The organism is Amycolatopsis sp. NPDC089917, from assembly GCF_040684635.1.
Lineage (GTDB): Bacteria > Actinomycetota > Actinomycetes > Mycobacteriales > Pseudonocardiaceae > Amycolatopsis.
The window spans coordinates 18132-43633 of the sequence record NZ_JBFBGL010000039.1; the positions used below are offsets into that span (position 1 = coordinate 18132).

The following is a 25502-nucleotide window of genomic DNA, read 5'->3' on the forward strand; positions in this document are numbered from 1 at the left end:
CCCCGCTCACTTGGCGGCCGCGGCGCGGCCCTCGGTCGAAGCCTGGCCCCAGGCCTGGTCGAGCGACTGCTTCCCCTCTTCGACGCGGCCGAGCGCGTGCCCGTACACGGGGCGCACCTCGCCGTCGCGCAGCCCGCGGTAGTTCGGCCGCAGGGCTTCGGCGGACGCCGCGAAGATCTTGCCGACCGGCGCGCCGCTGAAGTAGTCGCTGGTGTGGGACAGCACGGCGGGGTCCTGGTAGGCGCCCAGCGCGCTCGGCAGCAGCCCGCTTTCCAGGAAGATCCGCTTCTGCTGTTCGGGCGCGGTCAGCCAGACGGCGAGGTCGTAGGCCTCCTTGCGGTGCGCGCCCTGCTTCGGGACGGTCAGGAACGACCCGCCCCAGTTGCCCGCGCCACCCGGTACCGAGGTGACGTCCCACTTGCCCGCCAGTTTGGGACCGCCCGCTTCCTGGATCTGGGTCAGCATCCAGGCGGGACACGTGATCGCGGCGAACCGGCTCTGCTTGATCGCCACCGTCCACGGCTGCGTGAACGTGGTGACCGCCGCCGTCTCCTTCTTCAGCGCCATCCCGCCCGCGAGGTCGAAGGCCTTGCGCACGTTCGGGTTCTTGTCGGCGATGAACGTGTCGTCCTTGGCGAAGTAGTTCTCCTGCGCCTGGTTGAGCATCGCCGTGTAGACGGTGCCCGCCGAATCGGCGAACTTGACCTCCGGCGAGCGCGACGTGAACTTCTCGCCGGTCTCGGCGAACTTGTCCCAGTCCGGCCAGAGCGCGGCCACCTGGTCGCGGTCGGTCGGCAGGCCGGCGTTCGCGAACAGGTCGCGGCGGTAGCAGAGGGCGAGGCTGCCCATGTCGGTCCCGAGGCCCATCACGAACTTCCCGTCGTCCGCGGTGCCCTGGTCCCACTTCCAGCCCGGCCAGTTCTCCTTCAGGCCTTGCGCGCCGAACTCGGACAGATCGCTGAACTTGTCCGTGGATTGCCGGAACTTGGGGAGGTACTGCTCCTCGATCGCCACCACGTCCGCGCCGCCGCGTCCGGCGCCGAGGCCGGTGGCCAGCTGCCGGTGGTGCGTCTCGAAGTCGGCGACCCGGCCCTCGACGGTGATGCCGGGGTGCGTCTTCTCGTAGTCGTCGAACAGTTTCTCGTAGCCGAACTCGCCGAAGGTGGCGACGGTGAGCTTGATCGGCCCGCCGGGTTCGGTCGCGCCCGAACAGCCGGCGAGCAGCAGCACGAGGGCCGCCAACGCGGCAGGCATGCGGGTCATGGTTCTCCTCGGTCGGACGGGAAGAGCACGGTCACGCGAGCCGCCTCGGCAGCTGATCGCCGACGGTCAGCCGCGAATCGGCGTGCAGTTTGGTCAGTACCCGGGACACCAGCGACTGCACCGTCCTCCTCGGCAGGCTCAGCTCCGCGGCGATCTCCGGATTGGACAGTTTCGCCGCCACCAGCCGCGCGACCCGCAGTTCCAGGGGCGACAGCGCCCCGGCGTGCCGGGGACCCCGTTCGGCACGGCTCAGCACACCGTAGCGGCGCAGCCTGTTCTCCGCCCGGCGGATGCTCCAGGTGGCGCCGACCGGCCCGAGCACCTCGCACGCCTCGGTGAGCGATCGCGTGGCGGCTTCGAGGTAACCGGCGCGGCCGAGCAGTTCGGCCGCGTCCTCCAAGGCGGCCGCGAGTTCGATCGGGCGGCGGACCTCGCGGTAGTGGTCGGCCGCGGCCAGCACGCCTTCGGGGTCGCCGTCGATCAGCGCCCGGCATCGCGCGGCGGCCGCGGTGGCCCTGGCGGGCACGGACTCCAGGCCGGCCTCTTCGTCGCAGACGGCCAGCGCCTCCCTTGCCACGGCGTCGTTCCCGGCCGCGAGCGCGACGCGGACGACGTCGGGAAGCCACTGGTGGCGCAGCATCATCCGCGCGTAGTCGGGCCGCAGCACCGGCGCGACCAGCCGCAGCGCGTCGTCGAGCCTGCCGCGCTGTTCCGCGGCCATCGCCATGGCCGCGAGGTAGAAGTCGCAGCTCTCGCGTTCGGACGAGTTCGACGGCGAGTGCGCCTCGGCCGCCTCCAGATGTGTGCGGACGGAGACGCGTTCGTCCCGGTGGCCCGCGATGAGCGCGGCGACGCCGTGCAGCAGCAGCGCGGCGGCACCCGGCTCGCGGACCCCGTAGAAGGTGATCGCCGGGCCGTCCTCGGTGACCGAGTCCAGTTCGGCCAGCGCCTCGTCCCAGCGGCCGGTCCAGTAGTAGTGCACGGCCGCCGAGACCTGCGGGCCGGTCGGCAGGCCGTGCCGCGCGGCCGTCTCGTACCCGGCGTGCAGCGTGGCGTCGGCCTCGTCGAGCCGGTCGAGGTTCTGCAGGGTGAAGAGCCGGTTGTCGAGCAGGTCGAAGCGCAGGGTCGCCAGTTCGGCCTCGTCGCCGGCCGTCTCCAGCGCGGCGTCGACCGCCGTCAGCGCCTGGTCGTGCTGCCGTCGGATCGAGTGCACGAGCCACAACGTCTGCTGCGCGTGCGCGGCGGGATACCGCTCGCCCTTCTCGACGGCCTCGGCGTGCAGGCCGCGCGCGATCCGTTCGGTCTCGCCCAGATCGTCGAGGGTGCCGCGCCGGAAGTTGGCGAGCAGTGTCCGGGTGCTGGTGCGCCACAGTTCCGGCATCGACGGGTCGTCCGCGGTGTCGGCGAGCGCTTCGATCGCGCCGGGAGTGTCGCCCCGGCGGTAGCGCAGCGCGGCGAGGACATGCCGCATCTGCGCCAGGTCAGCCTTGCCGCCGACCGTCCTCACCGCTTGCTCGGCCTCGGCCTCGGGATCCTTTTCGAGCCGGAACAGCACGCGCACCAGCGCGGCGATCAGCGTCTCCCGCTGCCCGGGGGTGGGCACCGTGCTGTCGAGCGCGCCGCGCAGGAGGTCGGCCGCGATGTGCGGGGCGCGGTTGGACACCGCGATGTGGTTGACGGTGAGCCATTCGACCAGCCACGGGTCGTACGGCACCGGCCCGGCCGCCAGCTGCTCGGCGACCCGTTTGATCGGCGCGCCCGTCCGCGCGAGCGACTCGGCGGCGCGCCGGTGCAGCGCGGCGCGGACCGGTTCGGCGATACCGCCGTAGAGCGCCTGCCGCTGGAACGGATGGTGGAAGGCGAGTTTGTCGCCCGCGTACTCGATCACGCCCGCGGTGGTCGCCGGTTCCAGGTCCCGCAGGACCTCCAGCGGGCCCTTGCCCGCCAAAGCGGCCAGGTCCTCGACGGCGAACTCCGCGCCCAGCAGCGACGCGGTCCGCAGGATCTCGGTCGTGGCCGGGTCGAGGGTCTCCAGCGTGCGGCCCACCGCCGCGAGCAGCGACCGCGGCGCGTTCTCGGTGCCGTCCAGCGTCACCTCGGCGACGCCCGCCGCGATCCGCAGCGAGCCGGTGCGGACCAGGTCGTGCGCGATTTCCCTGGCGTAGAGCGGGTTCCCGGCCGCGCGCCGGACCAGCGGGCGCAGGCTCGGCCCGAGTTTCGCCGCGAGGATCACCTCGAACACGGAGGCGATCTCGTCGTCGGTCAGCACCTCGACCGGCATGATCTCGCCGTCCCTCGCCTCGACCCCGCGGCGCAGCTGGGCCAGGTCGCGACGCCCGTGCCCGGTGCGGGTGGCGGCGACCAGCAGCAGCGGCAGCTGGCGGGTGGCGGCGGCGAGCCGCTGCCACAGCAGCACACTGGCCTCGTCGGCCCAGTGGAGGTCGTCGATCACCAGGACCAGCGGACCCGCCGCGCAGGTTTCGTCGACCAGCGCCAGCAGTTTGTCCACAGTGGACAGGATCGGGTCGGCGGGACCCCAGTCGCCGTGCGCGGGCTCGGCGTGCAGTTCACCGGCCAGCTTGGCCTTCGCCGGATCCGCCGCGCCGTGGTGCACCCCGAGGCATTCCATGATGACCTGCAGCGGGAAGCGTTGCTGGAGTTCGTCGGCCGCGGTCCAGGCGAGCTGACAGCCGCGCGCGGCGGCGCTCGACAACCCGGCGATCAGCAGTTCCGATTTGCCGATACCGGGTTCGCCTTCGAGCCAGACCGGACGGCCTCGGCCGGCGAGCACGTCGGTGACGAACCCGTTCAGCCGTTCGACCTGCCGGGTCCGGCCGGGCAGGATGCCCTGGCCGCCGCGTTCGATCGCCTTGGCCACCGGCGGCGGCACGATCCGCAGCGGCGCCGGTTTCGATCCCGTGACAGGTTTTTCGCTGCCGTCCAGGATCCGCTGGTGCAGGTCGCGCAGCGGGGCGCCGGGTTCGACGCCGAGTTCGTCCCGGAGCACTCGCCGGGCTTCGCGGTACGCGGTCAAGGCCTCGGTCTGGCGCCCGCTGGCGTGCAGGGCGCGCATGAGCGTCTCGTGCAGCGACTCCCGCAGCGGGTGCTGCTGGACCAGCGCGGTCAGCTCGGCCACCAGTTCCCGATGGTCGCCGAGGCCGAGGAGCGCGGTGGCCCGCAGTTCGGTGGCGGTCAGCTGGAGTTCGGCGAGGCGGACGCGCTCGGCTTCCGCGAACGGGCCGGGGACGCCGGAGTACGCCTCGCCGCGCCAAAGACCGAGGGCGGCGGTGAGCCGGGCGGCCGCGCCACGCTGATCCGCGTGCGCGAGGAGCCGCCGGGCCGTGGTGGCGTCCTGTTCGAACCGGCGGACGTCGAGCGCTTCGCGGTCCAGCCGCAGTACGTAGCTCGATCCGGACGAATGCAGCACCTCGTGCGCGTCGCCGCCCGCCTTGCGGATCGCGCCGCGCAGGCCGGAGACGTAGGTGTGGACACTGCCGGTGGCGCTGGCGGGCGCCGATTCGCCCCAGACGTCGGAGATCAGTTCGCCGAGTGAGACGGACTGGCCGCAGCGTGCCGCGAGCGTGGCGAAGACCGCGCGCTGACGGGCGGGCCCGAGCTTCAGCTCGACGTCGTCGAGCCAGGCACGAGGAGGCCCGAGCAGCTCGACGCGCAGCCCGTTGGTCACACCGGCTCCATTCCTGTCCTCACCGAAAGTGGCCGGATCACTACCTGCCCCGCAGTTTAGGACGTGCCCGGATCAGTTGGGTTGCGTACCCGGGTGTAGCTCAGATCGCGTCGCGCTGAGGCGGCACGGCGGGCCGCGCGAACGCGTGCAGCGGCGCGCACCACGGCTGCGCGGCTCCCAGCGGCCGGGCGGCGGGCCAGGCGGGCGACGTCCCCGCCTCGGGCAGCAGGAGCGAGGCGAGTTCGGCGGTCAGGCTCTGGTGCTGTTCCTCGGTGAGGTTCTGTTGGTGCGAAAGCAGATGGAGCAGTTCGACGGCGGGCCCGGTGGACAGCGCGCGGACGTTGTCGAGCAGCCATTGCGGGATCCAGCGCGCCGTCAGCTCGTCGCCGACCTGGAGCAGTTGCTCGGCGACACGGTCCGCGGGCGCGCCGGAGCCCGCCATCGTCGCGGCGATCTCCTGGTGCAGTACGGCGCGGATGGCGGGCGGGGTGTTCGCGGCGAACACCGCCCGCACCAGGGGGACGCGGAACCGCAGGCGTTCGCCCTCGGTCTCCAGGACGCGCGCGGCGAGGGCTTCCTCGACCGTTTCGATGAGCGCCCGCAGTTCGCGGCCGGTGACGCCCGTCAGGTCGGCGACCGTGAACGACGAGCCGAGCAACGCGGCGGACGTCAGCGTTCGCTTGCACGCCACGGAAAGCGTAGCGAGATGATCTTCCACCAGGGTGGCGGCCCGGCTGTGCGGCGCGGTGCCGAGCTCGCGGCCGTCGGCGAACTCGGCGAACAGTTCGGACAGGTACGCGGCGTTCCCGGCGGTGTGCCCGGCGGCGAACCCGAGGAACTCCTCGCCGGGATCCCTGGCCAGGGTCTCCTCGGCGAGCGCGGCGACGGCCGGGCCGTCGAACGGCGGCAGCGGGACGACCTCGCCGTCGAGCCGTGAGCGGACGACGTCGAGCGTGCGGCGGCGGGGGAGCGGGCGCGCCGAACCGATCAGCAGCAGCGGCAGGTGCGCGGTGAACCGGTGCAGCCGCTGCCAGGCGAGCAGGCTCTCCTCGTCGGCCCAGTGCAGGTCCTCGAAGACGAGCACCTTGGGCCCTTCTTCGCACAGCTCGGTGACCGTCTTGCCGAGATCCTCCAGCGCCTCGCCGCCGAGGCAGTCGGCGATGAGGCTCAGCGGGACCGCGCTGGTCAGCTCGTCGGCCTCGACCCAGCGGGTGTGGCTTCGCGCTGTCGAGAGGGCCTCCGCCAGGAGCGCGGTCTTGCCGCTGCCCGCGTCGCCGTCCAGCCACACCGTGCCGCCACGGCCTTCGTCCAGCAGGGCGGACAGATGGTGGCGCAACCGGCCCAGTTCGAACTCGCGTCCGACGAACACGGACGGCCGTTCGGGTTGGGCCTGGGTCGGCCGGTGGCGTTCCGGCTGGTCCTGGTGGTGGAGCGTCGGATCGTCGTCCAGGACCCGCTGCCGCAGGGCCAGCAGTTCCCGGCCGGGTTCGAGGCCTGACTGCTCGATGATCGTCTCGCGGGCGCGGTCGAACGCGGCCAGCGCCTCGGCCTGCCTGCCGGACCGGAACAACGCGGTGATCAGCATGCGGTGCAGGCCTTCGCGCAACGGATGGCGCTCGACCAGCACGGCCAGCTCGCCCACGAGTTCGCGATAGCCGCCCAGGTGCAGCGCGACCTCGGCCTGGCGTTCGAGCGCGCTCATGCGCAGTTCGTTCAACCGGGCGCGCTGGGTCTCGGCGAACGGACCCGGGATCCCGTTCAGCGCGGAACCCCGCCACTGCCCGAGCGCGGAGCGCAGTGAATCGAGTTCTCGCCGGTGCTCTCCGGCGAGCCGGTGCGCGCGGGCGCGTTCCAGCTCGGCTTCGAAGACGTGGACGTCGACCTGCTGCCTCGGCAGGTCGAGGCTGTAACCGGCGCGGCTGGCGACGAGCGGTTCGCCCACCGGCTCCAGCGCGCGGCGCAACGCGGAGACGTAGGTGTAGACGATGCCGGTGGCGCTGTCCGGCGGCTGTTCGCCCCAGACGGCGTCGATGATCTCCTTGCGGGAGACGAACCGGCCGGCGTGCAGGGCGAGCGTGGCGAAGACCGCTTGCCGCTGAGCGGGACCCAGGGCGATCTCGCCGTCGCCGTGGCGGGCGGGGGAACCGCCCAGGAGCCGCACCGTCAGCGAGGGAACCTCGTCCATGACCTGCCGCCCGTGCTTCCGACTTCCGAAGAGCCTCCTGCTCGGCGAGCAGCCTAGTGGCGTCGATGTGGGTTTCGCAATCAATCGGGCAGCCGCCGTGTGGGTTTTGTCCGTCTGTTATGAGACATTCTCGGGTTTTGCCAGGGTAGTTCCGTTCACGGGGATTCACGTCCGTGAACGGGGTCGAGGTTTGGTGCCCGTTCATGTGGTTTTCAGGGCGCGGACAGGTGAGGGACGACCGGGCAAAGCCACCCGTTCGCAGGGGCAAAGTGTCGGCTGACACTGGTCGTGGCATGCGCGGCTCTGCATGCTGTGACAGTGAGCCAGGATCATGAACAGTTCGCCGGGGACGTCATGCTCGGTCTCGCCCACGACGGCAGGCTGGTGCTGGACGCCGACGAGGCCGAAGCGCGCATCGCCGAGCTTCGGCGGACCCTGGCCTACGGCTACGCCATGCTCGCCGACCCGGAGTACACCGGACCCGAGGACAGGCTCCGCGACATCCTCGACGAGCTCCCCAAGTACGTGGAGGCGTTTCAGCAGGCCACGAAGTCCTTCACGCCTCGTTGAGAACTCGTGGAGAGTTCGTGAAGAGCTCCTTCGCAGACTGTGTCCCATCCGACTGGGGCCGCGGATCAAGCGGAGGGGACAGAGGTGGACACGGAAACCCGACAGATCACCGTGGCGGTACACGCGCCCGACCCGATCACCACGGCCGGCCTGGCCAGTCAGCTGGGCACGCAGCAGGGGATCGACATCCGGGACTGGGAGCAGCGCGCCGAGACCGACGTCCTGGTGTTCGCCGCCGAATGGCTGACGCCTGAGACCGTCCTCTGGCTGCGTCGGCTGGCCGCCGAGGACGGCAAGCCGGTGGTGCTCGTGGTGAGCCAGATCAGCGAGGCGGAACTCGTGCCCGCGATCGAATGCCGGGTGGTGGCGGTCCTGCCGCGCTCGGCGACGACCGGTGAACGCCTGGCGCACGCGGTCCGCGCCGCGGCCACCGGCGGTGGCGTGCTCCCGCCGAGCCTGCTCGGCGAGCTGCTCAAGCACGTCGAACGGCTCCAGCGCGAGGTGCTCGACCCGATGGGCGTCAACACCGCCGGGCTCACCACGCGGGAGATCGACGTGCTGAGGCTGATGGCCGAGGGCAAGGACACCGTCGAGATCGCCGGCGAGCTCAGCTACTCGGAACGCAGCGTGAAGCACATCATCCAGGGCATCACCGGACGGCTGAAGCTGAAGAACCGGCCGCACGCCGTCGCCTACGCGGTGCGGGCCGGGGTCATCTAGCTCTCCTGGGCGCGTGTGAAGGCCCCCTTCCCTCTGCTCCGGTTTGAATGACCAGCCGCGTGAAGGGGGCCTTCACGCGCGTCGGGGTGACGTGATCAGAAACGGATCTCGCGTGCTCGAGGGCGGATCTCGTGTGCTTAAGGGCGGATCTCGCGTGATCAGACGCCGCACACCCGAGTTCCGCCTCCAGTCACGCGAGATCCGCCTCCAAGCACGCGAGATCCGTTTCTGATCACGTGAGGCACGTCCCGGCGCCCGGCAGACACGACGCGACGGGAGCTCTCACCGCGTCCGATGCGGCGAAAGTCCCCTTCACGGACTTGGCGGCCGCGCGCTCAGATGAGGCCCGAGCGGATGGCTTCGGCGACGGCCTGCGCCCGGTTCCGCAGCTCCAGCCGTCGCTGCGCGTGGTGCAGGATGTTCTTGATGGTGCGCTGGGAGTAGCCCATCGCCGCGCCGATCTCCGCGGTGTCCTTGCCCTCCGCGATCAGGCGCAGCACGCGGATCTCGCGGTCGTGGAACCGCGACGCCCGCGCCGGGCCGTCCGCCAGTTCGTCGTACCCGGCGGCCAGCCGCCCGGCCGAGGTCTCGACCGACGACCGCGCGGCCAGGACCTCCGCGATCAGCCGTTCGGCCCGGACCGCCCGGTGCGGCAGCAGGCTGCGCACCCCGGCGGTCGCGGCCGAGCGGTGGCCGGACGGCGGGAGCGGGCCGGCGATCAGGACGCCGGGCAGTATGCCCTGTTCGGCCACCGCCAGCCTGAGTACCGGGAGCTCGTGGTCGCCCGGGTCTTCGGCGGCCACCAGCACGTCCGCGCCCCGGCCGCCGGACGGGACGACACCGAGTGCCGCGGCCCCTGCCAGCATGTCGACCAGGCCTGCTCGGGTCAGCGGGTCGGCCGTGTAGACGGCCACCCGGACGTCGGGTGCGGTCACGAGGCGTATCGGCCGTTCAGCAGCGCCGTGGCCAGTTCGATCCGGGAGCGGTAGCCGGTCCGGGTGAACAGCAGGCTCAGCCGCCCCTCCACGCTCTGCCGGCTCGTCTGCAACGCCGTCGCCAGCTGTTCGTCCGTCAGCCCTTCGCCCGCCAGCAGGGCGAGCAGGTGCTCGTTCTCGGCGACCGTCTCCTCCTGACCGCCGGGGATCTCGATCCCGTTCTTCCGCATCAGGCTCCGCAGCCGGGCCCGGTGCAGCAGCGCGTCGAGCGAGCCGAGCACCTCGTAGACCTCGGTGAGCACCTTGGGATCCGTCGCGCCGTGGCGGACCAGGCGTTCGGCCGCGACAGCCAGTTCGTGCGGCTGGTCGCGTTCGCGGGCCAGCCAGAGACATTCGCCGGCGGGTTCCTGGCCGAGACAGGCCCGGACCAGATGACGGTGCAGCAGCACCCGCCCGGTCGGCATCGCGGCGGCGAGGTCCTCCAGCGCGTCGAGGGCCTTCTTCGCCCCGGCGCGGTCGTTCCTCCGCAACGCCAGTTCGGCGAGATCCGCCCAGGCGATGTCCGTGCCGACGGCGAGTCCGCAGGTGGCCGCGTGCAGGCGCCGGGCGGCGCGATCGGTCTCGCCCAGCGCCATGTCGACGCGGGCCTCGGCGATGTCGAGCAGGTGAGCCAGCATCGGCGCCGTGGCGCGGGCGGCGGTCAGCAGTTCCCGTGCCGCGCTGAACCGTCCCTGCGACAGCAGGACCGACACGGTCGACAGGTGCATCGCGGCCGAGCCGGTGTCGTAGCCGCGCCGGGACCGGTCGGCGACGCTGCGGTGGGCGAAGTCGACGGCGCGCGAGGGTTCGCCGCGCATGGCCGCGAGCATCGAACGTTCGCTGTCGCGCAGGCCGGTCTCGGGGAAGGATTCGTCGGCGAGCAGCTTTTCCGCGCGCGCCCGTTCGCCCAGCACCAGCAACGCGGTGACGTAGGAGGTGATCTGGTCGTTCCGGTGCCGCCTCGCCGTCCTCAACGGCCACCGCTCGCGCTCGGTCAGGTTCGCGCCGAACCGCGCGGAGCGGCCCGCCCAGAGTTCGGCGAGACCGCCGAAAAGTTCGCCCAGCATCGCGGAAACCGCCGACTCGGTGCGCCAGGAATCGTTCTCCGCCAGCAGTTCGGCCGCTTCCGCCCACCGGTCCAGCAGGCTCAGCGCGATCGCGCTCGACGCCACCGACCATTCCGGCGGGTTCATGGCGATCCTCGCCAGTTCGGCCGTGTTGCCGGAGTTGTGCAGCGCGCAGACGGCGATCGACTGCGCTTCCTGCGCGGCTTCGGCGGAAAGGCGGTCGGGGAACTCCTCCAGCAGCCGCCGCGTCCCCGCGAGACTCTGTTCGTGGTCGCCGTTCAGATGGCACCACATGGTGTGGAGCAGGGTCACCCGCGCCCGTTGCGGCCGGTCTTCGGTCAGCTCGACGGCGGCGCGCAGCCATCGCGCGCCACGGGTGGTCTGATCGTCGGGCAGGAACGCCGCGTTGTCGAGCAGTTCGGCGAGGGCGCGCCGCGGGTCGACCAGCTTGCCCGCCTCGGCGATCCGGTCGGGGAGGTAGTACGGCGCGGACGTGTGCGCGGTCCCGTTCCACAACGCGGTGACCGCGGCCGCGGAGAACCGCCGTCGCTCGAAAGGCCCGAGTTCGGCGATCAGCGCGTAGGCCACCACCGGCACGGTGAAGCGCCAGCCGCGACCGCGGTGCAGCACCCCGTCGGCGCGCAGATTCTCCAGTGTCGCCAGGGTTTCCGCGAGATCCTGCGCCAGCAGTTCGCTGATCAGCGAGGGCATCGCCTCGCCGAGCGGATGCAGGACGGCGGCTGCCTTCGCGACCGCGAGCCGATCGGCGTCCAGGAGCACGGACCGCAGCGGCACCGGGGTGCCGGGGACGAGATACGCGCGCCGGTCGACGATCCGGATCGCGCCCTGCGCGCGCAGCAGGTCCAGCGCCTGGCGCAGCGCGGCGGGCACCCCGCGGCTCAGTTCGTGCAACCGGTCTCGCAGCAGCGTGCTCGGAACGGCGCCGAGCGCCTCGACGACCCCGGCCGTGATCTCGTCCGCCTTCAACGGCAGCAGGCGCATCGGATCCAGCAGACCTTCGGCGCGCAACCGCCGTACGGTGGCGACTCTCTCGGTCGCGTCCCGGACCGGGGTGCGGGTCGCGCAGATCACCCGTGTCGACGTCCCGTCCAGGCGGCGGACCACCGCCTCCAGGACGGCGAGGGAATCGGAGCCCATCCACTGGGTGTCGTCGATCAGCAGGACGTGCCGGTCGTCTGTCGTGAGGGAAGGCCACGGATCGCCGCCGGGCGCGAGATCCCCGTCGTGCGTGAAGCGCACGGTCGAAACCGTTCGCCCCGAAGCGGAGAGCCGCTCGGACAGCCGGGCGAGCAGCGTGGTCCGGCCGACGCCCGCCGGCCCGGTCACCCAGACGCAGGGCGCGCCCGCGCCGGTGACACGCTCCAGGATCCGCTCGGTCACCTCGTCCACGCCTGCCATCCTGAAGCGACAGGGTGTCCGCGGCGGTCATAACCGGCGCGGTATGGCCCGTATGGACGTCGGTTCGGCCCGAAAGCCGCGCGCGTCAGGCAGTGAGCGGGCCGAAGACGAGGGTACCCGGCGCTTCGGCGTCGTCGCCCGCCCAGAACTCCAGCCACAGCGCGGCGAATTCGTCCCGCGAGAGCATTCCGTCGCCGTCGGAGTCCAGCAGCGGGAAGGTGGCGTCGGTGTCGGTGGGGCGGCCGTTCCAGACCTCGATCAGCTGGCGGTATTCCGCCGCGGAGATCATGCCGTCGCGGTTCTCGTCGATGGCTTCGAACATCGCGTCGGCGGTCGCGGTCACGGCTTCGGGCATGCCCGGCAGCTTGTCCACCACCAGCAGGACCTCGTCGAGGGTGACCTTGTCGTCGCGATCGATGTCCGACGCCGCCAGCAATGTCGTCCACCAGCTGAGCATGATTCCGGTCAGGGACTGAGCGCCCTCCGGTCCGCGCCGCCGGGCCCAGCGCTCGGCCAACGCCTGGAAGTCGTACTCCTGAAGGAAGCCGTCACCATCGACGTCCATCGCGGCGAAAACCCCCGAGATCTTGCGCCGCTGCAAGTCGCTTGCCATGTGTCCGAACGATAGAACGGGGCGCGGGGGCGGGATAGCGGCCATTCAGGGCGGTGGCGCTCCACGAAAGGGGGACGGCCGGTCACTCTGGATACGTGAAGGTTCTGGGCGCCTCGGGCAGGATGTCGCCATGGTGGAGATCAGCTTCCTGACCGGATCCGACCGCGCCCACTGGGAAGTCCTGGCCCGTGGCCACAACTCCCACGGCGGGGTCGGGCGCGACGACGACGCCTACGACCGGACCTGGCGGCGTCTGCTCGACGGCGGAGAACAGGCGATCGGGATCGGCGCCCGGCTGGACGGGACCATGGTCGGGATCGCGCACTACGTTTTCCACGCGGGAGTCTGGGGAAACGCGAGGTGTTATCTGGCGGACCTGTTCGTGGACGCGGAAGTCCGGCGGCGAGGGGTCGCGACCGCGATGATCGAGTGGGTGGCACGAGACGCCGAGCGGAACGGTTTTCCCCGGCTCTACTGGAACACCCTGGAGGATTCCCCGGCTCGGGCGTTGTACGACAAGGTGGCCAAGATGAATGAGGGACTTGTCGTCTATACCTATCGGCGCGAAGTCACGGGGGATCTCGCCTCCGCCGGAAATCGCCATCAGGGGTAGGGGGCGCCGAACACTTGTCGATCAGTCCGCCGAGGGGTGTGTCGGAGCGACGGATTCGTTGTTACCGCTAGGTTCCGCTAGGCCGGGGCGTCTTGCCCGACCTTCCAGTCCTTGAGTCCGACGTCCGCCGGCTTTGCCTGGACGCCGGTAAGCGCCTGGCTGTAGGTCCTCTGAGCGTCTTCACTGCTCGGCCGTCTGAGAAGTTCGGCGAACTGCTGCTGGCTGTCGCACGCCATGCTGGTGAGCACCGCCGTCCCGGCGATCCAGCTGGTGGTTCGAACAGCGTGCTTCCTGTGTTTCACCCAAGGTGACGCGCCAGGTCGGGGACACATACTCACTATCGGGGAGTGGATCTGCTCATGGGTGGAGAGTTCGTCGATGCGGGGATCGGAGCGGGCGAGCGCCACCAGGGATAGGGGACGCCGAACAGCTTGTTGATCAGTACCGCCAGCAAGGCGATGAGCACCACGCCCACCAGGACCGCGATCACCTGGGGAACGGTGTGCAGCAGACCGAGCGCGATGATCAAGGTGGTGGCGCCCGCGGGCGGATGGGGAATGTCGAGCGCGGCCATCGCGGCACAGGTGAGGGCGAGCGCGATCGCCGCCGCCCCGATCCTGGGCCAGGACGGATGCGTCAGGTCCGGGGCGGCGGTGAGCAGTCCGGTCGCGGTGAGACCGGTGAGGCCCGCGAGAACACCGGCCAGGTGGCCGAAAACCGTGTTCCGCGGGCTCGCGCCGGGCGCCTGCGGGGTCGCGAAGACCAGGAACGCGGTGGGCCCGAGTGACGGGAACAGCAGGGGAGCGCCGGACAGGATCGCGCAGAGGCCGATGAACACGATGCAGCCGAACGAGCTCAGCGCGACGTAGGCGGCGCGGCGGGTGCGGGTCATTCCCAGCCGCGGCGCGGGTCTCGGGTGCCGACGCTGCCGGGGGCACGGCGCCGGTAGACCACGTACGGGCGGAGCAGGTAGCGCACCGGCGCGCTGAAGGCGTGCACCAGGCGGGAAAACGGCCACAGCGCGAACAACACCATGGCCAGCGCGGTGTGCAGCCGGTAGTCCAGCGGCGCCGACGCCATCAGCTCCGGCTGGGGATCGAGGAGCAGGATGCCGCGAATCCAGGGCGAGACCGTCTCGCGATAGTCGTATCCGCCACGGATTCCGTTGTCCACCAGCGTGTTCGCCAGTCCGGCGAGCATCACCAGCACGAGCACCACGTACATGATCTTGTCGCTGGCCGACGTGGCGCCCCGCACCGCCGGCACCCGGATCCGCCGCCACAGCAGGAGACCGAGCCCGCCGATCGCGACCAGCCCGGCGACACTGCCCATCCCGAGCGAGATCAGGTGATAGCCGTGTTCGTCGAGCCCGGCGAACTCGGTGACGCCCTTCGGCACGAACAGGCCCAGCACGTGGCCGCCGATCACCATCAGCAGTCCGATGTGGAACACGGGGCTGGCCACCCGCAGGAGCCGGGATTCGTGGAGCTGGCTCGACCGGGTCGTCCAGCCGAACTTGTCGTGGCGGTACCGCCAGATCGTGCCGAAGACCAGCAGCGCGATCGACGCGTAGGGCGCGGCGCCCCACAGCAGCAGGTCCAGTCCGGAACTCATCGGCCACCTCCGGTGCCGGTGGGGAACGGGTCGAGGCCGACCAGTTCGGCCGGGGGTTCGGCGGGCAGCGGCGCCGGGGTGGCGGGCAAGGTCGCCAGCACCGCCGTGACGGCGTCCCGATAGGGCGTGTCCATAGTGGACAGGTTGCGCCGCAGGAGATCCAGCGCCGGATGAAAACGGGCGAGCACCTGGTCGGCCGCTTCCGGTCCGGCCGCGGCGGCGAACTCCAGGATCACCGGCAGGAAGTCGGGCAGTTCGTTCTCGGCGGGGGCGAAACCGTGGGTACGGTAGAACCGGCGCACCGCGGCCAGCGTCTCGCCGCGACGGCGGGTGTCCCCGTCGAGGAACCAGCTCAAGTGCAGCGTCCGGCGGGGTTTCCGGTCGAAGACCTCGATGTAGTGCGACGCCAGGGCACCGGGATCGCCCTGTTCGAGGTGGGCCACGACGCGGGAGAGCTCGTCGTGGCCCGGGCCGGACGTCTCGTCGAGACAGGCGCGCAGCAGCCCGACCTTGCCGAGGACGGCTTCGTCGGGATACTGCAGGCACCATCCGGCGATCTGGCGCAGCGCCGCGTGATCCTGGTGGTCCTTGGCGGCGGCGGGCCGGGAGCGGAGGAGTCTCACCGGCTCTGCCCCCGCAAGGTCGGGAACAGCGCGTCCGGGCGGGCGCCGTCGTCCCAGCTGACCAGGTCCACTGTGGACTCGCCACCGCCCATGCCGGGACCGCCGTCGACGTCGAGACTGCACTGGGTGGCGATGCCCTCCAGATCGTGCGCCTGTCCGACGCCCGCGGTGGGGATGACATAGCGTTCGTCGTACTTGGCCAGCGCGAGCAGCCGGTGCATGGCGAAGATCTGCTCGCCGGTGAGTCCCACGGAGGCGGGGATGTCCTCGTCGGTCTCCTGCCCGAGGTTCACCGCCCGCATGTAGGACCGCATCGCGGCCAGCCGCCGCAGGGATCGCCGCACCGGCTCGGTGTCCCCGGCGGTGAACAGTTCCGCCAGGTACTCGACCGGGATCCGCAGGGCGTCGATGGCGCCGAACAGGTTGTCGCGGTGTTCGCCGTCGTGGCCGCTTCCGCTGACCGCGTCGACCACCGGCGACAGCGGCGGGATGTACCAGACCATCGGCATCGTGCGGTATTCCGGATGCAGCGGCAGCGCCAGCCGGAAGTCGTGGATCAGCTGGTACACCGGCGAACGCCGCGCCGCGGTGAGCCAGTCGTGCGGGATGCCCGCGGCCTCGGCCGCCCGGATCACGGCGGGGTCGTGCGGATCGAGCAGCAGGTCGAGCTGCGCGGGGTAGAGGTCGTGCTCGTCGGCGACGGACGCGGCCTCGGTGACCTTGTCGGCGTCGTAGAGCAGGACGCCGATGTAGCGCAGTCGCCCGACGCAGGTTTCCGCGCACACCGTCGGCTGCCCGGCTTCGACGCGCGGATAGCAGAAGGTGCACTTCTCGGCCTTGCCGGTCTTGTGGTTGAAGTAGACCTTCTTGTACGGACAGCCGGTGACGCACATCCGCCAGCCGCGGCACTGGTCCTGATCGACCAGCACGATCCCGTCCTCCTCGCGTTTGTACATCGCGCCGGACGGGCAGCTGGCCACACAGGACGGATTGAGGCAGTGCTCGCAGATCCGCGGCAGGTAGAACATGAAGCTCTGCTCGAACTCGAATTTGATCTTGACCCCGAGTTCGTCACGCAGCTTCTCGGCGATCGGGTCCTTGATGCCGTGTTCGGTGGAGCCGCCGAGGTCGTCGTCCCAGTTCGGGCCCCAGGTGGGCTGGGTGGCTTCGCCGGTGAGGGCCGACCGCGGCGCGGCGGTCGGCACGTCGTCGCCGAGCGGGGCCTCGATGAGGGTGGCGTAGTCGTAGGTCCACGGCTCGTAGTAGTCGGCGATCTCCGGCAGTTCCGGGTTCGCGAACAGCTTCGTGAGCTTGGTCAGCCGCCCGCCCGCGCGCAGCCGCAGCTTGCCCTTCGCCGTCCTCTCCCAGCCGCCCTTCCAGCGTTCCTGATCCTCGTAGCGGCGCGGATATCCTTGCCCCGGACGGGTTTCCACGTTGTTGAACCACGCGTACTCGGTCCCTGTCCGGTTGGTCCAGGCCTGCTTGCAGGTCACCGAACAGGTGTGGCAGCCGATGCACTTGTCGAGGTTCATCACCATGGCCAGCTGTGCCATGACCCGCATCAGTAACGCACCTCCTGGGAACGGCGGCGGATCACGGTGACCTCGTCGCGCTGGTTGCCGGTGGGGCCCAGGTAGTTGAAACCGAAGGAGAGCTGGGCGTAGCCGCCGATGAGATGGGTGGGTTTGAGGAGCAGCCTGGTCAGCGAGTTGTGCGTGCCGCCGCGTTTGCCGGTGGCCTCGCTGCGCGGCACGTTCACCGCCCGATCCTGGGCGTGGTAAAGGAAAACGGTGCCCGCCGGCATCCGGTGGGAGACGATCGCGCGGGCCACCACGACACCGTTGCGGTTGACCGCCTCGATCCAGTCGTTGTCCTTCGCGCCGATGGCCTCGGCGTCGGCCGGGCTCATCCAGATCCCCTGTCCGCCGCGGGACAGGGTGAGCATGTGCAGGTTGTCCTGGTAGGTGGAGTGGATCGACCATTTGCTGTGCGGGGTCAGATAGCGCACGGTGACCTCCGCGGAGTCTCCCGAACCGCCGGAGAGGTGCTGCGAGCCCAGCGGCGGCCGGTAGACCGGCAGCGCCTCGCCGAGTTCGTGCATCCAGTCGTGGTCGAGGAAGAAGTGCTGACGGCCGGTGAGGGTGTGCCACGGTTTGGCGTGTTCGACGTTGATCACGAACGCCGAGTAGCGACGGCCGCCGCTCTCGCTGCCGGACCACTCCGGGCTGGTGATCACCGGCGCCGGACGGGACCGGGTGTCGGCGAAGGTGATCTTCTTGCCTTCGTGTTCGGCGGACAGATGCGCCAGCTCCGTGCCGACCCGCTTTTCGAGTTCGCGGAAGCCCTGGGTGGCCAGCCGTCCGTTGGTGGTGCCGGACAGCGCGAGCACGGCGTCCGCGGCCTTGATGTCGGTGTCGATCAGCGCCTGGCCCTGCGCCGCCCCTGTCATCGCGACGCCGTTCTTCGCGCGCAGCCAGTTCACCTCCTCGCCGACGTCGTAGGTCAGGCCCTTGCTGGTGGCGCCCAGTTTCTCCAGCAGCGGGCCGAGCGTGGCCAGTTTCGCCGCCACCGCCGGGTAATCGCGTTCGACGACGGTCAGCCGCGGCATGGTGACACCGGGGATCGGCTCGACGTCGCCGTCGCGCCAGTCGCGGACGACCCCGCCCGGCTGCGCCGTTTCGCCGGGAGTGTCGTGCGTCATCGGTGTGGCGACGAGATCCTTGCGCACCCCGAGATGTCGTTCGGCGAGCTGGCTGAACCGCTTCGCGATCGTGTGGAAGGCCTCGAAATCGGTCCGGGTCTGCCACGGCGGATCGACGGCGGCGTTGAAGGAATGCACGAAGGGATGCATGTCCGTCGAGGACAGATCGTGCTTCTCGTACCAGGTCGCGGCGGGCAGCACGAGATCCGCGAACAAGGTGGTGCTGGTCATGCGGTAATCGATTGCCAGCATAAGATCCAATTTGCCGGCGGGGGCGGTGTCGTGCCATTTCACGGTTTTCGGCCGCGCGTCCGGCGGTGCCTCTTCACCGCGCAGGTTCGCGTCGGTGCCGAGAAGGTGGCGCAGGAAGTACTCGTGGCCCTTGGCCGACGAGCCGAGCAGGTTGGAGCGCCACACCGTGAGCACCCGCGGCCAGTTCTCGGGCGCGTCCGGATCCTCGGCCGCGAACCCCAGCTTGCCTTCGCGGACCAGTGCGGTGGCGTGGCGGACGGGGTCGAGCCCGGCTTCGTCGGCCTCGTCGACCAGATCGAGCGGATTGCGGTCGAAGGTGGGGAACGAGGGCATCCAGCCCAGCCGGGCCGACTGCGCGAGCGTGTCCGCGGCGCTGGTCCCGGCGAGCTTGCCGGGCGCCAGCGGAGAGGCCAGCTCGTCGTTGCGCAGCGCGTCGTATCGCCATTGGCCGGTGTGCAGGTACCAGTAGGCCGTCCCGATCATCTGCCGGGCGGGCCGCATCCAATCCATCGCGCCCGCCAGCGTCTGGTGCCCGGTCAGCGGCCGCACCTTCTCCTGGCCGACGTAATGCGCCCAGCCACCGCCGTTGCGGCCCTGGCAGCCGGTCATCGTCAGCAGCGCGAGGAAGGACCGGTAGATGGTGTCGGAGTGGAACCAGTGGTTGGTGCCCGCGCCCATCAGGATCATGCAGCGGCCGCGGGAGGCCTCCGCGGTCTCGGCGAACTCCCTGGCGATCCGGGTGACCCGGTCGGCCGGGACCGAGGTGATCTCCTCCTGCCACGCCGGGGTGCACGGTTCCGCCGGATCGTCGTAGCCGGACGGCCAGCGGCCGGGCAGGTCGTCGCGTCGCACGCCGTACTGCGCCATCAGCAGGTCGAACACGGTGGTGACCAGCTGCCCGCCCTGTCGGACGGCGGGTACTCCGCGCCGCAGGACGCCGTCCGCGTCGAAGCGCGGCAAGAGCACCTCGACGCCTTCGTGTCCGGCGTCGGCGAGCAGGCTCAGCCGCGGCACGACGTCGCCGAGATCGAGATTCCAGCGGCCCTGGTCGTGCTCGTTCCAGCGGAAGCCGACCGACCCGTTGGGCACGACCGGTTCCCCGGTGCGGTCGTCGACCAGGACGGTCTTCCACTGCGTCTCGGCTCCCTCGTCACCGAGGTCGGCGGCGGTGAGGAACTTCGACGGGACGTACGCGCCGTCCCGTTCGGTCAGCGTGACCAGGAAGGGGAGGTCGGTGAAGCGGCGGACGTAGTCGGTGAAGTACGGCACCTGCCGTTCGGCGAAGAACTCGGTGAGGATGACGTGCCCCATGGCCATCGCCAGCGCGGCGTCGGTGCCGGGATGCGGGGCCAGCCATTCGTCGGCGAACTTGGTGTTGTCGGCGTAGTCGGGGGAGACCACGACGACCTTCTGGCCCCGATACCGCGCCTCGGCCATCCAATGCGCGTCCGGCGTCCTGGTCACCGGGACGTTCGAGCCCCACATCATCAGATACGCGGCATCCCACCAGTCCGCGGATTCCGGGACGTCGGTCTGGTCGCCGAACACCTGGGGCGAGGCCACCGGAAGATCGGCGTACCAGTCGTAGAAGGAAAGCATCGGGGCGCCGATCAGCGCCATGAACCGGGACCCGATCGCGTGCGACACCATCGACATCGCCGGGATCGGCGAAAAGCCGGCGACCCGGTCCGGGCCGTATCGCGAAATGGCGTGCACATGTGCGGCGGCGGCGATTTCCGAAGCCTCGTCCCAGCTGACGCGGACCAATCCGCCCTTTCCGCGGGCGCGCTGATAGGCCAGTCTCTTCATTGGGTCGTCCATCACCGAAGCCCAGGCGACGACCGGATCGCCGTGCTGTTTCAATGCCTCCCGGTACATTTCGACCAGTACGCCCCGCGCGTACGGAAATCGTACCCGGGTCGGGGAATAGGAATACCACGAAAAAGAGGCGCCGCGGGGGCATCCGCGCGGCTCGTACTCCGGCTTGTCGGGGCCGACGGAGGGGTAATCCGGGTCCTGGCTCTCCCAGGTGATGATCCCGTCGGAGACGTACACGTTCCAGCGGCAGGAACCCGTGCAGTTCACGCCGTGCGTCGACGGGACGACCTTGTCGTGACTCCAGCGATCCCGGTAGAAAGCGTCACCTTCCCGGCCCCCGGTCAGATGTACCGAGTGCAGATCCGCCGAACTCTCCGCGCGGGTCAAATAACGGCCGAGGCGCAGCAGTGCGGTGGTCGCCGCGCCTTCGATGTGGTGGTTTTCGGTGCCGTTTCCGTTGGCTTTTCGTGGCGAGCGCACGCTCGCGACCTCCCGACTAAAGTCGTGCATGAGGCAGACAGCGCGAACAGGACGTGCCGAGTCTGTCCGGGAACGTTCGCAATGCTAGCGGCACCGCGTGCCACCTGTCTTTCCTCAAAGGTGATCATGATTGTCGATCACTCGAAAAGAGTAGTAAGTAAATGTATTGGTAATGTTGAGGTAATTGTCGCAAGAAACTCGATTAATCCATTCTGTCAAACGATCGAAATATGCGTCGATGCGAATTTTCCCGACCGCCGGGCTCAAGGATGTGCGGATTCGGGGCCGGGCAAACCGGAAAACGTGGAACAAGTAACGCCGTACGCTGAACAGGGTCGAAGGTATGTATAATGGCCTACACGCGGAGGACAAGGATGACAGCCGAAATCGAGCGGGCGGCCCACGCCTGCTGCCCCGTCTGCAACCCGGACCCCGGCCTCGGGGACCGGATCACCGCGCTCTGCGGGGCCACCCATTCCTTCTGGGGCCGTCGTGAGCGGCCGGTGAACAACTGCCCGGCATGCGAGGCCGCGGTCGCGGAAACGGTCTACCCCTGTGGGCACACGGGTGGCGAACGGTGACGGGTTGATCGTTAAGGTTCGTGGCATTCGGGGTACTAGATCCACGCGAGCCCCTGACGGGCCGTCGAGAACATGGAGGTCCCCGTGTCCACCGATCAGGCCGCGCCCGCCTGCCGAAAGGTCGAAGTGCTGACCCTGGACGTGGGCGGCGACCTGGGCGAACTGGCCCGGGTCCGCGCCTGGGCCCGGGCGGAACTGGGCGACGTCTCCGAGGCGGGCCTCACGGACACGATCCTGGTGCTGGACGAACTGGTGTCCAACGCCCTGCGGCACGGGGAGCGGCCCCGGCAGGTGCGCCTGCTGCGGCGGCCGGGCCGCCTGCGCATCGAGGTCGACGACGCCGCCACGGCACCCGCCGCCCCGCGCCCGCCCTCGGGGACCGGTGGCCGGGGCCTCGCCCTCATCGACGCCTGCACCACGGCCTGGGGCCAGGAACACCGCGACGACGGCAAGACCGTCTGGGCGGAACTCGATCTCGCCGAATCAAACGTGTCGGGTGACACAGCGGATCCGCCGTTTCCGAGCCGCCGTGCCGGGTAACCGGAGGGCAGCGGACAACGAATGGAGGCTCTGATGAACGACAAGGCCGAAAACAAGCTCGACGAGCTCAAGGGCAAGGCCAAGGAAGCCGTCGGGAACGCCACAGACAACGAGCAGTGGCAGGCCGAAGGCAAGGCCGAGCAGGGCAAGGCCAACGTGAAGCAGGCCGGCGAGAAGATCAAGGACGCCGTGAAGGGCGTCCGGGACTGATTTCGCGGTGGAAAAGGGGCTCGCCTTTCGGGGCGGGCCCCTTTTCTATGGGGTGAGAGTGTCGCTCAATCGGGTGTGCGCGGCCTCGAGCATCGTCTGGCAACGCGGGAAGTCGTGCAGCTGCCCGCGCAGGAGTCCCAGCGCCGGCAGCAGCGAACCGGCCGGGACCTGGCGGGCCGTGAGAATCTCCGCGGTCCAGCCCAGGAAGCCGGTGAACAGTTCTTCGTCTCCCACATACAGCGAGACCGCGAGATATTCGACGATGTGGGCGATGTCCTCCGCGGCGTGCTGACGCTGGCGGAGGGTGTAGTCGCGCATCGCCGGGACGCGGTCTTCCAGCCCCGCAATGACGTTCTTCACCAGCCGGCTCGAAGTCCGGGAAACGAGGGTGTACTCCTGGTCGGCCAGATGCGGGAGGTCGTCGAGGGGCTGGTGCCCGGTGCGGGGCCGGGGCAGGGGAGAGGCCAGGATATCCGCGGCCGCCCGCGCCTCCGGGGCCCAGGCGTCCGCCCCGAGCAGCCGCGCGTACCGGCCGTCCGGTCCGAACGCCGCTCCGCCCGCGATGACCGGGGTCGCGGCCGCCTGGCAGGCCGTGATCGTCGCGTGCGCCGCGGGCAGCCGGGTGGCCAGCGAAGCCGACAGCGCCACCGCGTCGGGCCCGGTGCGGTGCAGATGCGCGACCAGATGCGGCGCGGGGACCTGGGCGCCGAGGTAGTCGACGCGGAAACCGCGGAACTTCAGCACCTCGGCCAGCAGCCGGGCGGGCATGGCGTGCCATTCGCCGTCGACGCACGCCACCGCGACGCGGCCTCGGTGCGCGCGCGGCCGGGGGAGCGCGTAGCCGAGACCGGCGAGCACCCGGTCGTTGATCGCGGTCGCGGCGTGTTCCTGAGCCACGGTGAGCCGGTTCGACGCCCACTCGTGGCCGACCTTGCGCTGTACGCCGCCGATCACGTCCAGCAGTACGGTCTCCACGTCGACGCCCGCGCCGACCGCTTGGACCACGACGTCCCCGGCCGCGTACTCGTCCCCGGCGGTCACCGCCTGCCATAGCCGTTCGAAGTATTCGGACGTCACGGGGTCCCGGGCCTCCGAGGGGTCCGCGGCGCGGTGATCACCAGCACCGCCATGTCGTCGTGCGGCTGCCTGCCGACCCACTGCGCGGCCAGCATCTGGACGTGTTCGGCGACCGCGTCGGCCGCCATGTCCGCGCATTCGGCCAGCGCCGCGTGCAGCCGTTCCTCGCCGAACATCTCGTCGCCGAGCGGGCCGCCCTTGGCCTCCACGATGCCGTCCGTGTACAGCAGGCAGCTCTCGCCGGGCGCGAGGTGGACCTCCGCCGTCGTCGTGCGGATCTCGGGGAGCACGCCGATGAGGTTGCCGCCGGTGTCCACCTCTTCGACTACGCCGTCGGAACGGACGACCAGCGGCGGCGGATGTCCGGCGCAGGTGACGCGCAGCCGTACCGCGTCGCCCTCCCGGCGGGCGGAGGCCAGCGCGAGCGTGACGAACCGGCCGTCCTCGCGGCTCGCCAGCGACGTGTTCAGCAGGCTGAGCAGCCGATGGTGGTCCTCGGCGATCGGCAGCAGCGCGCGCAGCGTCGTGCGAATCTGCCCGGTCAGGACGGCGGCGTCGAGCCCCTTCCCGCAGACGTCGCCGAGCACCGCCAGCGACTCGCTCCCGGCGGTGTCGACGGCGGAATGGACGTCGTAGAAGTCGCCGCCGATCCGGTCCTCGTCCTGCGCGGGCCGGTAGCGCCCGGCGAACTCGACGCCGCCGAGCTGTTCCAGCCGCGGCGGGAGCAGCTCGCGCATGAGCGTCTCGGTCGTCGACGCCTGGTGGGCGAACATCCGCGCCGCCGAGATCGCGGCGCCCGCGCGGGCCGCGAACAGCCGCGCGAAGATCTCCTCCTGCTCGGTGAACGCCGCCTGATCGCCGGTGCGCAACAGGATCAGCGCGCCGGCGGGCACCCCGTGCCCGGGCAGGGGCGTCACGACGATCGACGTCGCCGGGCCGAATTCTTCGGGCAAGATCCACGACGGCGCGGCCCCGGGATCGAGCCAGCGCGAGGGCACCGGCGGGAAACCGCGCAGCGCCTCGTCCAGCCCCGGCAGGTCGGCGGGGTCGATGGTCAGCCTGGACAGCGCCACGGCCTCGCCGCGGACGCAGGACGCCGCCGGATGACGGCCCTGGACCGGCGGCGCCAGCACCACCGCCGCCCCGGCCAGGTGTTCGGCCGCCAGCCGGGCGGCCACCTCGATGCAGCGTTCGACGTTGAGCGAGCTCAGCAGCGCCGCCGAGGCGTCGGTGAGGAACGCGACGCGCCGCCGTTCCTGCCGCAGCAGCTCGTGCGAGGCTTCGGCGTCGGTCTCGTCCACCAGCCACCAGGTGACGGCGTCGTCGTGCGGCACCGGGGACGCGGCCCAGGCGCGTCCGCCGACGACGCCGCGGGCGGTCTCGTCCGCGCGGGCGTCCGCCAGCCAGGAGGGCGTCCCGTGCCGCAGCGGGAGGCCGGGCCGCGCGCCGGGGAACAGGGCGCGGGCGGCGTCGTTGAGGTCCCGCACGACTCCGTCTTCGTCGACGACCAGGGCGGGTGAGGGCGCGGTCTCCCAGCTTCGTCCGGTCGCGGCCGGAGCGGTGATCACCGGCTCAGTCATCGGCATCCCCGGCCCCGAACTCCGCCCACACCGTCTTGCCGTCCGGGCGGGCCGTCTGGCCCCACGCCGTCGTGGACAGGCTCACGAGCGTGAGCCCGTGGCCGCCGGTGCCGGTCGGCGGTCCCGGCCGGGCCGGAGTGCCGGACGCGCCGTCCTCGACCTCGACGCGAACGCCGTCCGCGGAGCGCCGCAGCCGGACCAGGTACGGGGCTTTTCCGTGCCTGAGCGCGTTCGAGCTGAGTTCGTCCACGACCATCACGACGTCCGAGATCGTGTCGGCGGGAAGCCCGCTCAACGTGGTCCGAGTCCACGCGCGTACTTCGGCGAGCCCCTGGAGATCTTCGGCCATGGCGAACTCGCTGACCTGGGTGTCGTGGCGGACCGTGGCGTCGGAGGAGGTCATGAGCGGGCGGCCAGTGCGGTGCGCGCGGCTTCGACGGTCGGGTGGAGCGGCATGAGGTCTTCGAGGCGCAGCAGGGTGACCGGCCGGACGACGGCGTGGACCGAGGTGGCGATGGCGAACCGGCCGTCACTCCTGCCCAGGCGCTGGGCGAGGCGGAGGAGGACCTGCAGGCAACTCGAATCGCAGAACCGGACCCCGGTCATGTCCGCGACGGCCAGACCGGACGACGGCGGATTCTCCTCGATCACCTGACGGAGTTTGGCGGAAACCGCGAAATCGAACTCGCCGGTCATCGCGTACACGGTGACCCCGTCGGAGTCGTAGGTCTCCAGCGTCCAACCGTCTCCGGAAGAGCGGTGGAGGGGCCGCGCGACATCGGTCGTCATCAATGCTCCTGCTCAGGGGTGCTGCCAACGAGGGCTGGCGGCTCAACCCCTGCCCCGAATCTACCAGCGACGTCCCAGGCGGACCCGCTGACCGAAAGGGTTCACGACCACCTGGACCGATTCGTCCC

At 70.6% G+C, this 25502-nt stretch carries 22 protein-coding genes; 6 read left to right on the forward strand and 16 right to left on the reverse strand.

Annotation, left to right across the window (positions count from 1 at the left end; translation table 11 throughout):
* Positions 1-6 precede the first annotated feature (6 nt).
* The 3 genes from AB0N89_RS26310 to AB0N89_RS26320 form a co-directional block, all read right to left on the reverse strand.
* Entirely contained in the window at positions 7-1263 is a 1257-nt protein-coding gene (locus AB0N89_RS26310) for an extracellular solute-binding protein (RefSeq protein WP_364209149.1), read from the reverse strand.
* 31 nt (positions 1264-1294) lie between these two features.
* On the reverse strand, positions 1295-4948 hold the full coding sequence (locus AB0N89_RS26315) for a BTAD domain-containing putative transcriptional regulator (RefSeq protein WP_364209152.1): 3654 nt from the start codon (positions 4946-4948) through the stop codon (positions 1295-1297).
* A gap of 100 nt (positions 4949-5048) precedes the next feature.
* Positions 5049-7133, reverse strand: a complete 2085-nt coding sequence (locus AB0N89_RS26320) for a BTAD domain-containing putative transcriptional regulator (RefSeq protein ID WP_364209155.1) — start codon at positions 7131-7133, stop codon at positions 5049-5051.
* A 318-nt stretch (positions 7134-7451) separates the two neighbouring features.
* Between AB0N89_RS26320 and AB0N89_RS26325 the strand changes: the two genes are divergently transcribed.
* On the forward strand, positions 7452-7703 hold the full coding sequence (locus tag AB0N89_RS26325) for a hypothetical protein (RefSeq protein WP_364209158.1): 252 nt from the start codon (positions 7452-7454) through the stop codon (positions 7701-7703).
* An 84-nt stretch (positions 7704-7787) separates the two neighbouring features.
* Entirely contained in the window at positions 7788-8423 is a 636-nt protein-coding gene (locus AB0N89_RS26330; protein ID WP_364209161.1) for a response regulator transcription factor, read from the forward strand.
* 335 nt (positions 8424-8758) lie between these two features.
* Here the strand turns inward: AB0N89_RS26330 and AB0N89_RS26335 are convergent, their stop codons facing one another.
* From AB0N89_RS26335 to AB0N89_RS26345, 3 genes are all read right to left on the reverse strand, one after another.
* Positions 8759-9358, reverse strand: a complete 600-nt coding sequence (locus AB0N89_RS26335; protein ID WP_364209164.1) for a LuxR C-terminal-related transcriptional regulator — start codon at positions 9356-9358, stop codon at positions 8759-8761.
* Entirely contained in the window at positions 9355-11883 is a 2529-nt protein-coding gene (locus AB0N89_RS26340; protein ID WP_364209167.1) for a hypothetical protein, read from the reverse strand. The genes AB0N89_RS26335 and AB0N89_RS26340 overlap by 4 nt, the downstream gene beginning before the upstream one ends.
* A gap of 85 nt (positions 11884-11968) precedes the next feature.
* A complete protein-coding gene (locus AB0N89_RS26345) occupies positions 11969-12496 on the reverse strand; it encodes an EF-hand domain-containing protein (RefSeq protein ID WP_364209170.1) in 528 nt (175 codons plus the stop codon).
* 130 nt (positions 12497-12626) lie between these two features.
* Here AB0N89_RS26345 and AB0N89_RS26350 point away from each other — a divergent pair, with 130 nt between their 5' ends.
* The gene (locus tag AB0N89_RS26350) at positions 12627-13109 is read left to right on the forward strand and encodes a GNAT family N-acetyltransferase (RefSeq protein ID WP_364209173.1); all 483 of its coding nucleotides are present in this window, start codon (positions 12627-12629) and stop codon (positions 13107-13109) included.
* Positions 13110-13186: 77 nt separating this feature from the next.
* On the opposite strand, the gene AB0N89_RS26355 is transcribed toward AB0N89_RS26350, so the two are convergent.
* The 6 genes from AB0N89_RS26355 to AB0N89_RS26380 are packed head-to-tail and all read right to left on the reverse strand — an operon-like array spanning position 13187 to position 20597.
* Positions 13187-13411, reverse strand: coding sequence for a hypothetical protein (locus AB0N89_RS26355; RefSeq protein WP_364209176.1), 225 nt, complete (start codon positions 13409-13411; stop codon positions 13187-13189).
* Positions 13412-13446: 35 nt separating this feature from the next.
* Entirely contained in the window at positions 13447-14001 is a 555-nt protein-coding gene (locus AB0N89_RS26360) for an HPP family protein (RefSeq protein WP_364209179.1), read from the reverse strand.
* Entirely contained in the window at positions 13998-14723 is a 726-nt protein-coding gene (narI, locus tag AB0N89_RS26365) for a respiratory nitrate reductase subunit gamma (RefSeq protein WP_364209182.1), read from the reverse strand. The genes AB0N89_RS26360 and narI overlap by 4 nt, the downstream gene beginning before the upstream one ends.
* Entirely contained in the window at positions 14720-15346 is a 627-nt protein-coding gene (narJ, locus tag AB0N89_RS26370) for a nitrate reductase molybdenum cofactor assembly chaperone (protein ID WP_364209185.1), read from the reverse strand. Before narJ ends, narI begins: the two co-directional genes overlap by 4 nt.
* Positions 15343-16908, reverse strand: a complete 1566-nt coding sequence (narH, locus tag AB0N89_RS26375) for a nitrate reductase subunit beta (protein ID WP_364209188.1) — start codon at positions 16906-16908, stop codon at positions 15343-15345. The genes narJ and narH overlap by 4 nt, the downstream gene beginning before the upstream one ends.
* Entirely contained in the window at positions 16908-20597 is a 3690-nt protein-coding gene (locus tag AB0N89_RS26380; RefSeq protein ID WP_364209191.1) for a nitrate reductase subunit alpha, read from the reverse strand. Before AB0N89_RS26380 ends, narH begins: the two co-directional genes overlap by 1 nt.
* Before the next feature lie 374 nt (positions 20598-20971).
* Between AB0N89_RS26380 and AB0N89_RS26385 the strand changes: the two genes are divergently transcribed.
* The 3 genes from AB0N89_RS26385 to AB0N89_RS26395 all read left to right on the forward strand — a co-directional run bounded on the left by AB0N89_RS26385 (position 20972) and on the right by AB0N89_RS26395 (position 21928).
* Entirely contained in the window at positions 20972-21178 is a 207-nt protein-coding gene (locus AB0N89_RS26385; protein ID WP_364209194.1) for a hypothetical protein, read from the forward strand.
* Between the two features lie 84 nt (positions 21179-21262).
* On the forward strand, positions 21263-21718 hold the full coding sequence (locus AB0N89_RS26390) for an ATP-binding protein (RefSeq protein ID WP_364209197.1): 456 nt from the start codon (positions 21263-21265) through the stop codon (positions 21716-21718).
* A gap of 33 nt (positions 21719-21751) precedes the next feature.
* Complete coding sequence (locus tag AB0N89_RS26395; RefSeq protein ID WP_093938376.1) at positions 21752-21928, forward strand: CsbD family protein; 177 nt, start codon at positions 21752-21754, stop codon at positions 21926-21928.
* 45 nt (positions 21929-21973) lie between these two features.
* On the opposite strand, the gene AB0N89_RS26400 is transcribed toward AB0N89_RS26395, so the two are convergent.
* The 4 genes from AB0N89_RS26400 to AB0N89_RS26415 are packed head-to-tail and all read right to left on the reverse strand — an operon-like array spanning position 21974 to position 25374.
* Positions 21974-23005, reverse strand: a complete 1032-nt coding sequence (locus tag AB0N89_RS26400; RefSeq protein WP_364209200.1) for a cobalamin B12-binding domain-containing protein — start codon at positions 23003-23005, stop codon at positions 21974-21976.
* Positions 23002-24585, reverse strand: a complete 1584-nt coding sequence (locus AB0N89_RS26405; protein WP_364209203.1) for a PP2C family protein-serine/threonine phosphatase — start codon at positions 24583-24585, stop codon at positions 23002-23004. The genes AB0N89_RS26400 and AB0N89_RS26405 overlap by 4 nt, the downstream gene beginning before the upstream one ends.
* Positions 24578-24988, reverse strand: a complete 411-nt coding sequence (locus tag AB0N89_RS26410) for an ATP-binding protein (protein WP_364209206.1) — start codon at positions 24986-24988, stop codon at positions 24578-24580. The genes AB0N89_RS26405 and AB0N89_RS26410 overlap by 8 nt, the downstream gene beginning before the upstream one ends.
* Positions 24985-25374, reverse strand: a complete 390-nt coding sequence (locus tag AB0N89_RS26415; RefSeq protein ID WP_364209209.1) for an STAS domain-containing protein — start codon at positions 25372-25374, stop codon at positions 24985-24987. The genes AB0N89_RS26410 and AB0N89_RS26415 overlap by 4 nt, the downstream gene beginning before the upstream one ends.
* Between the last annotated feature and the right edge of the window lie 128 nt (positions 25375-25502).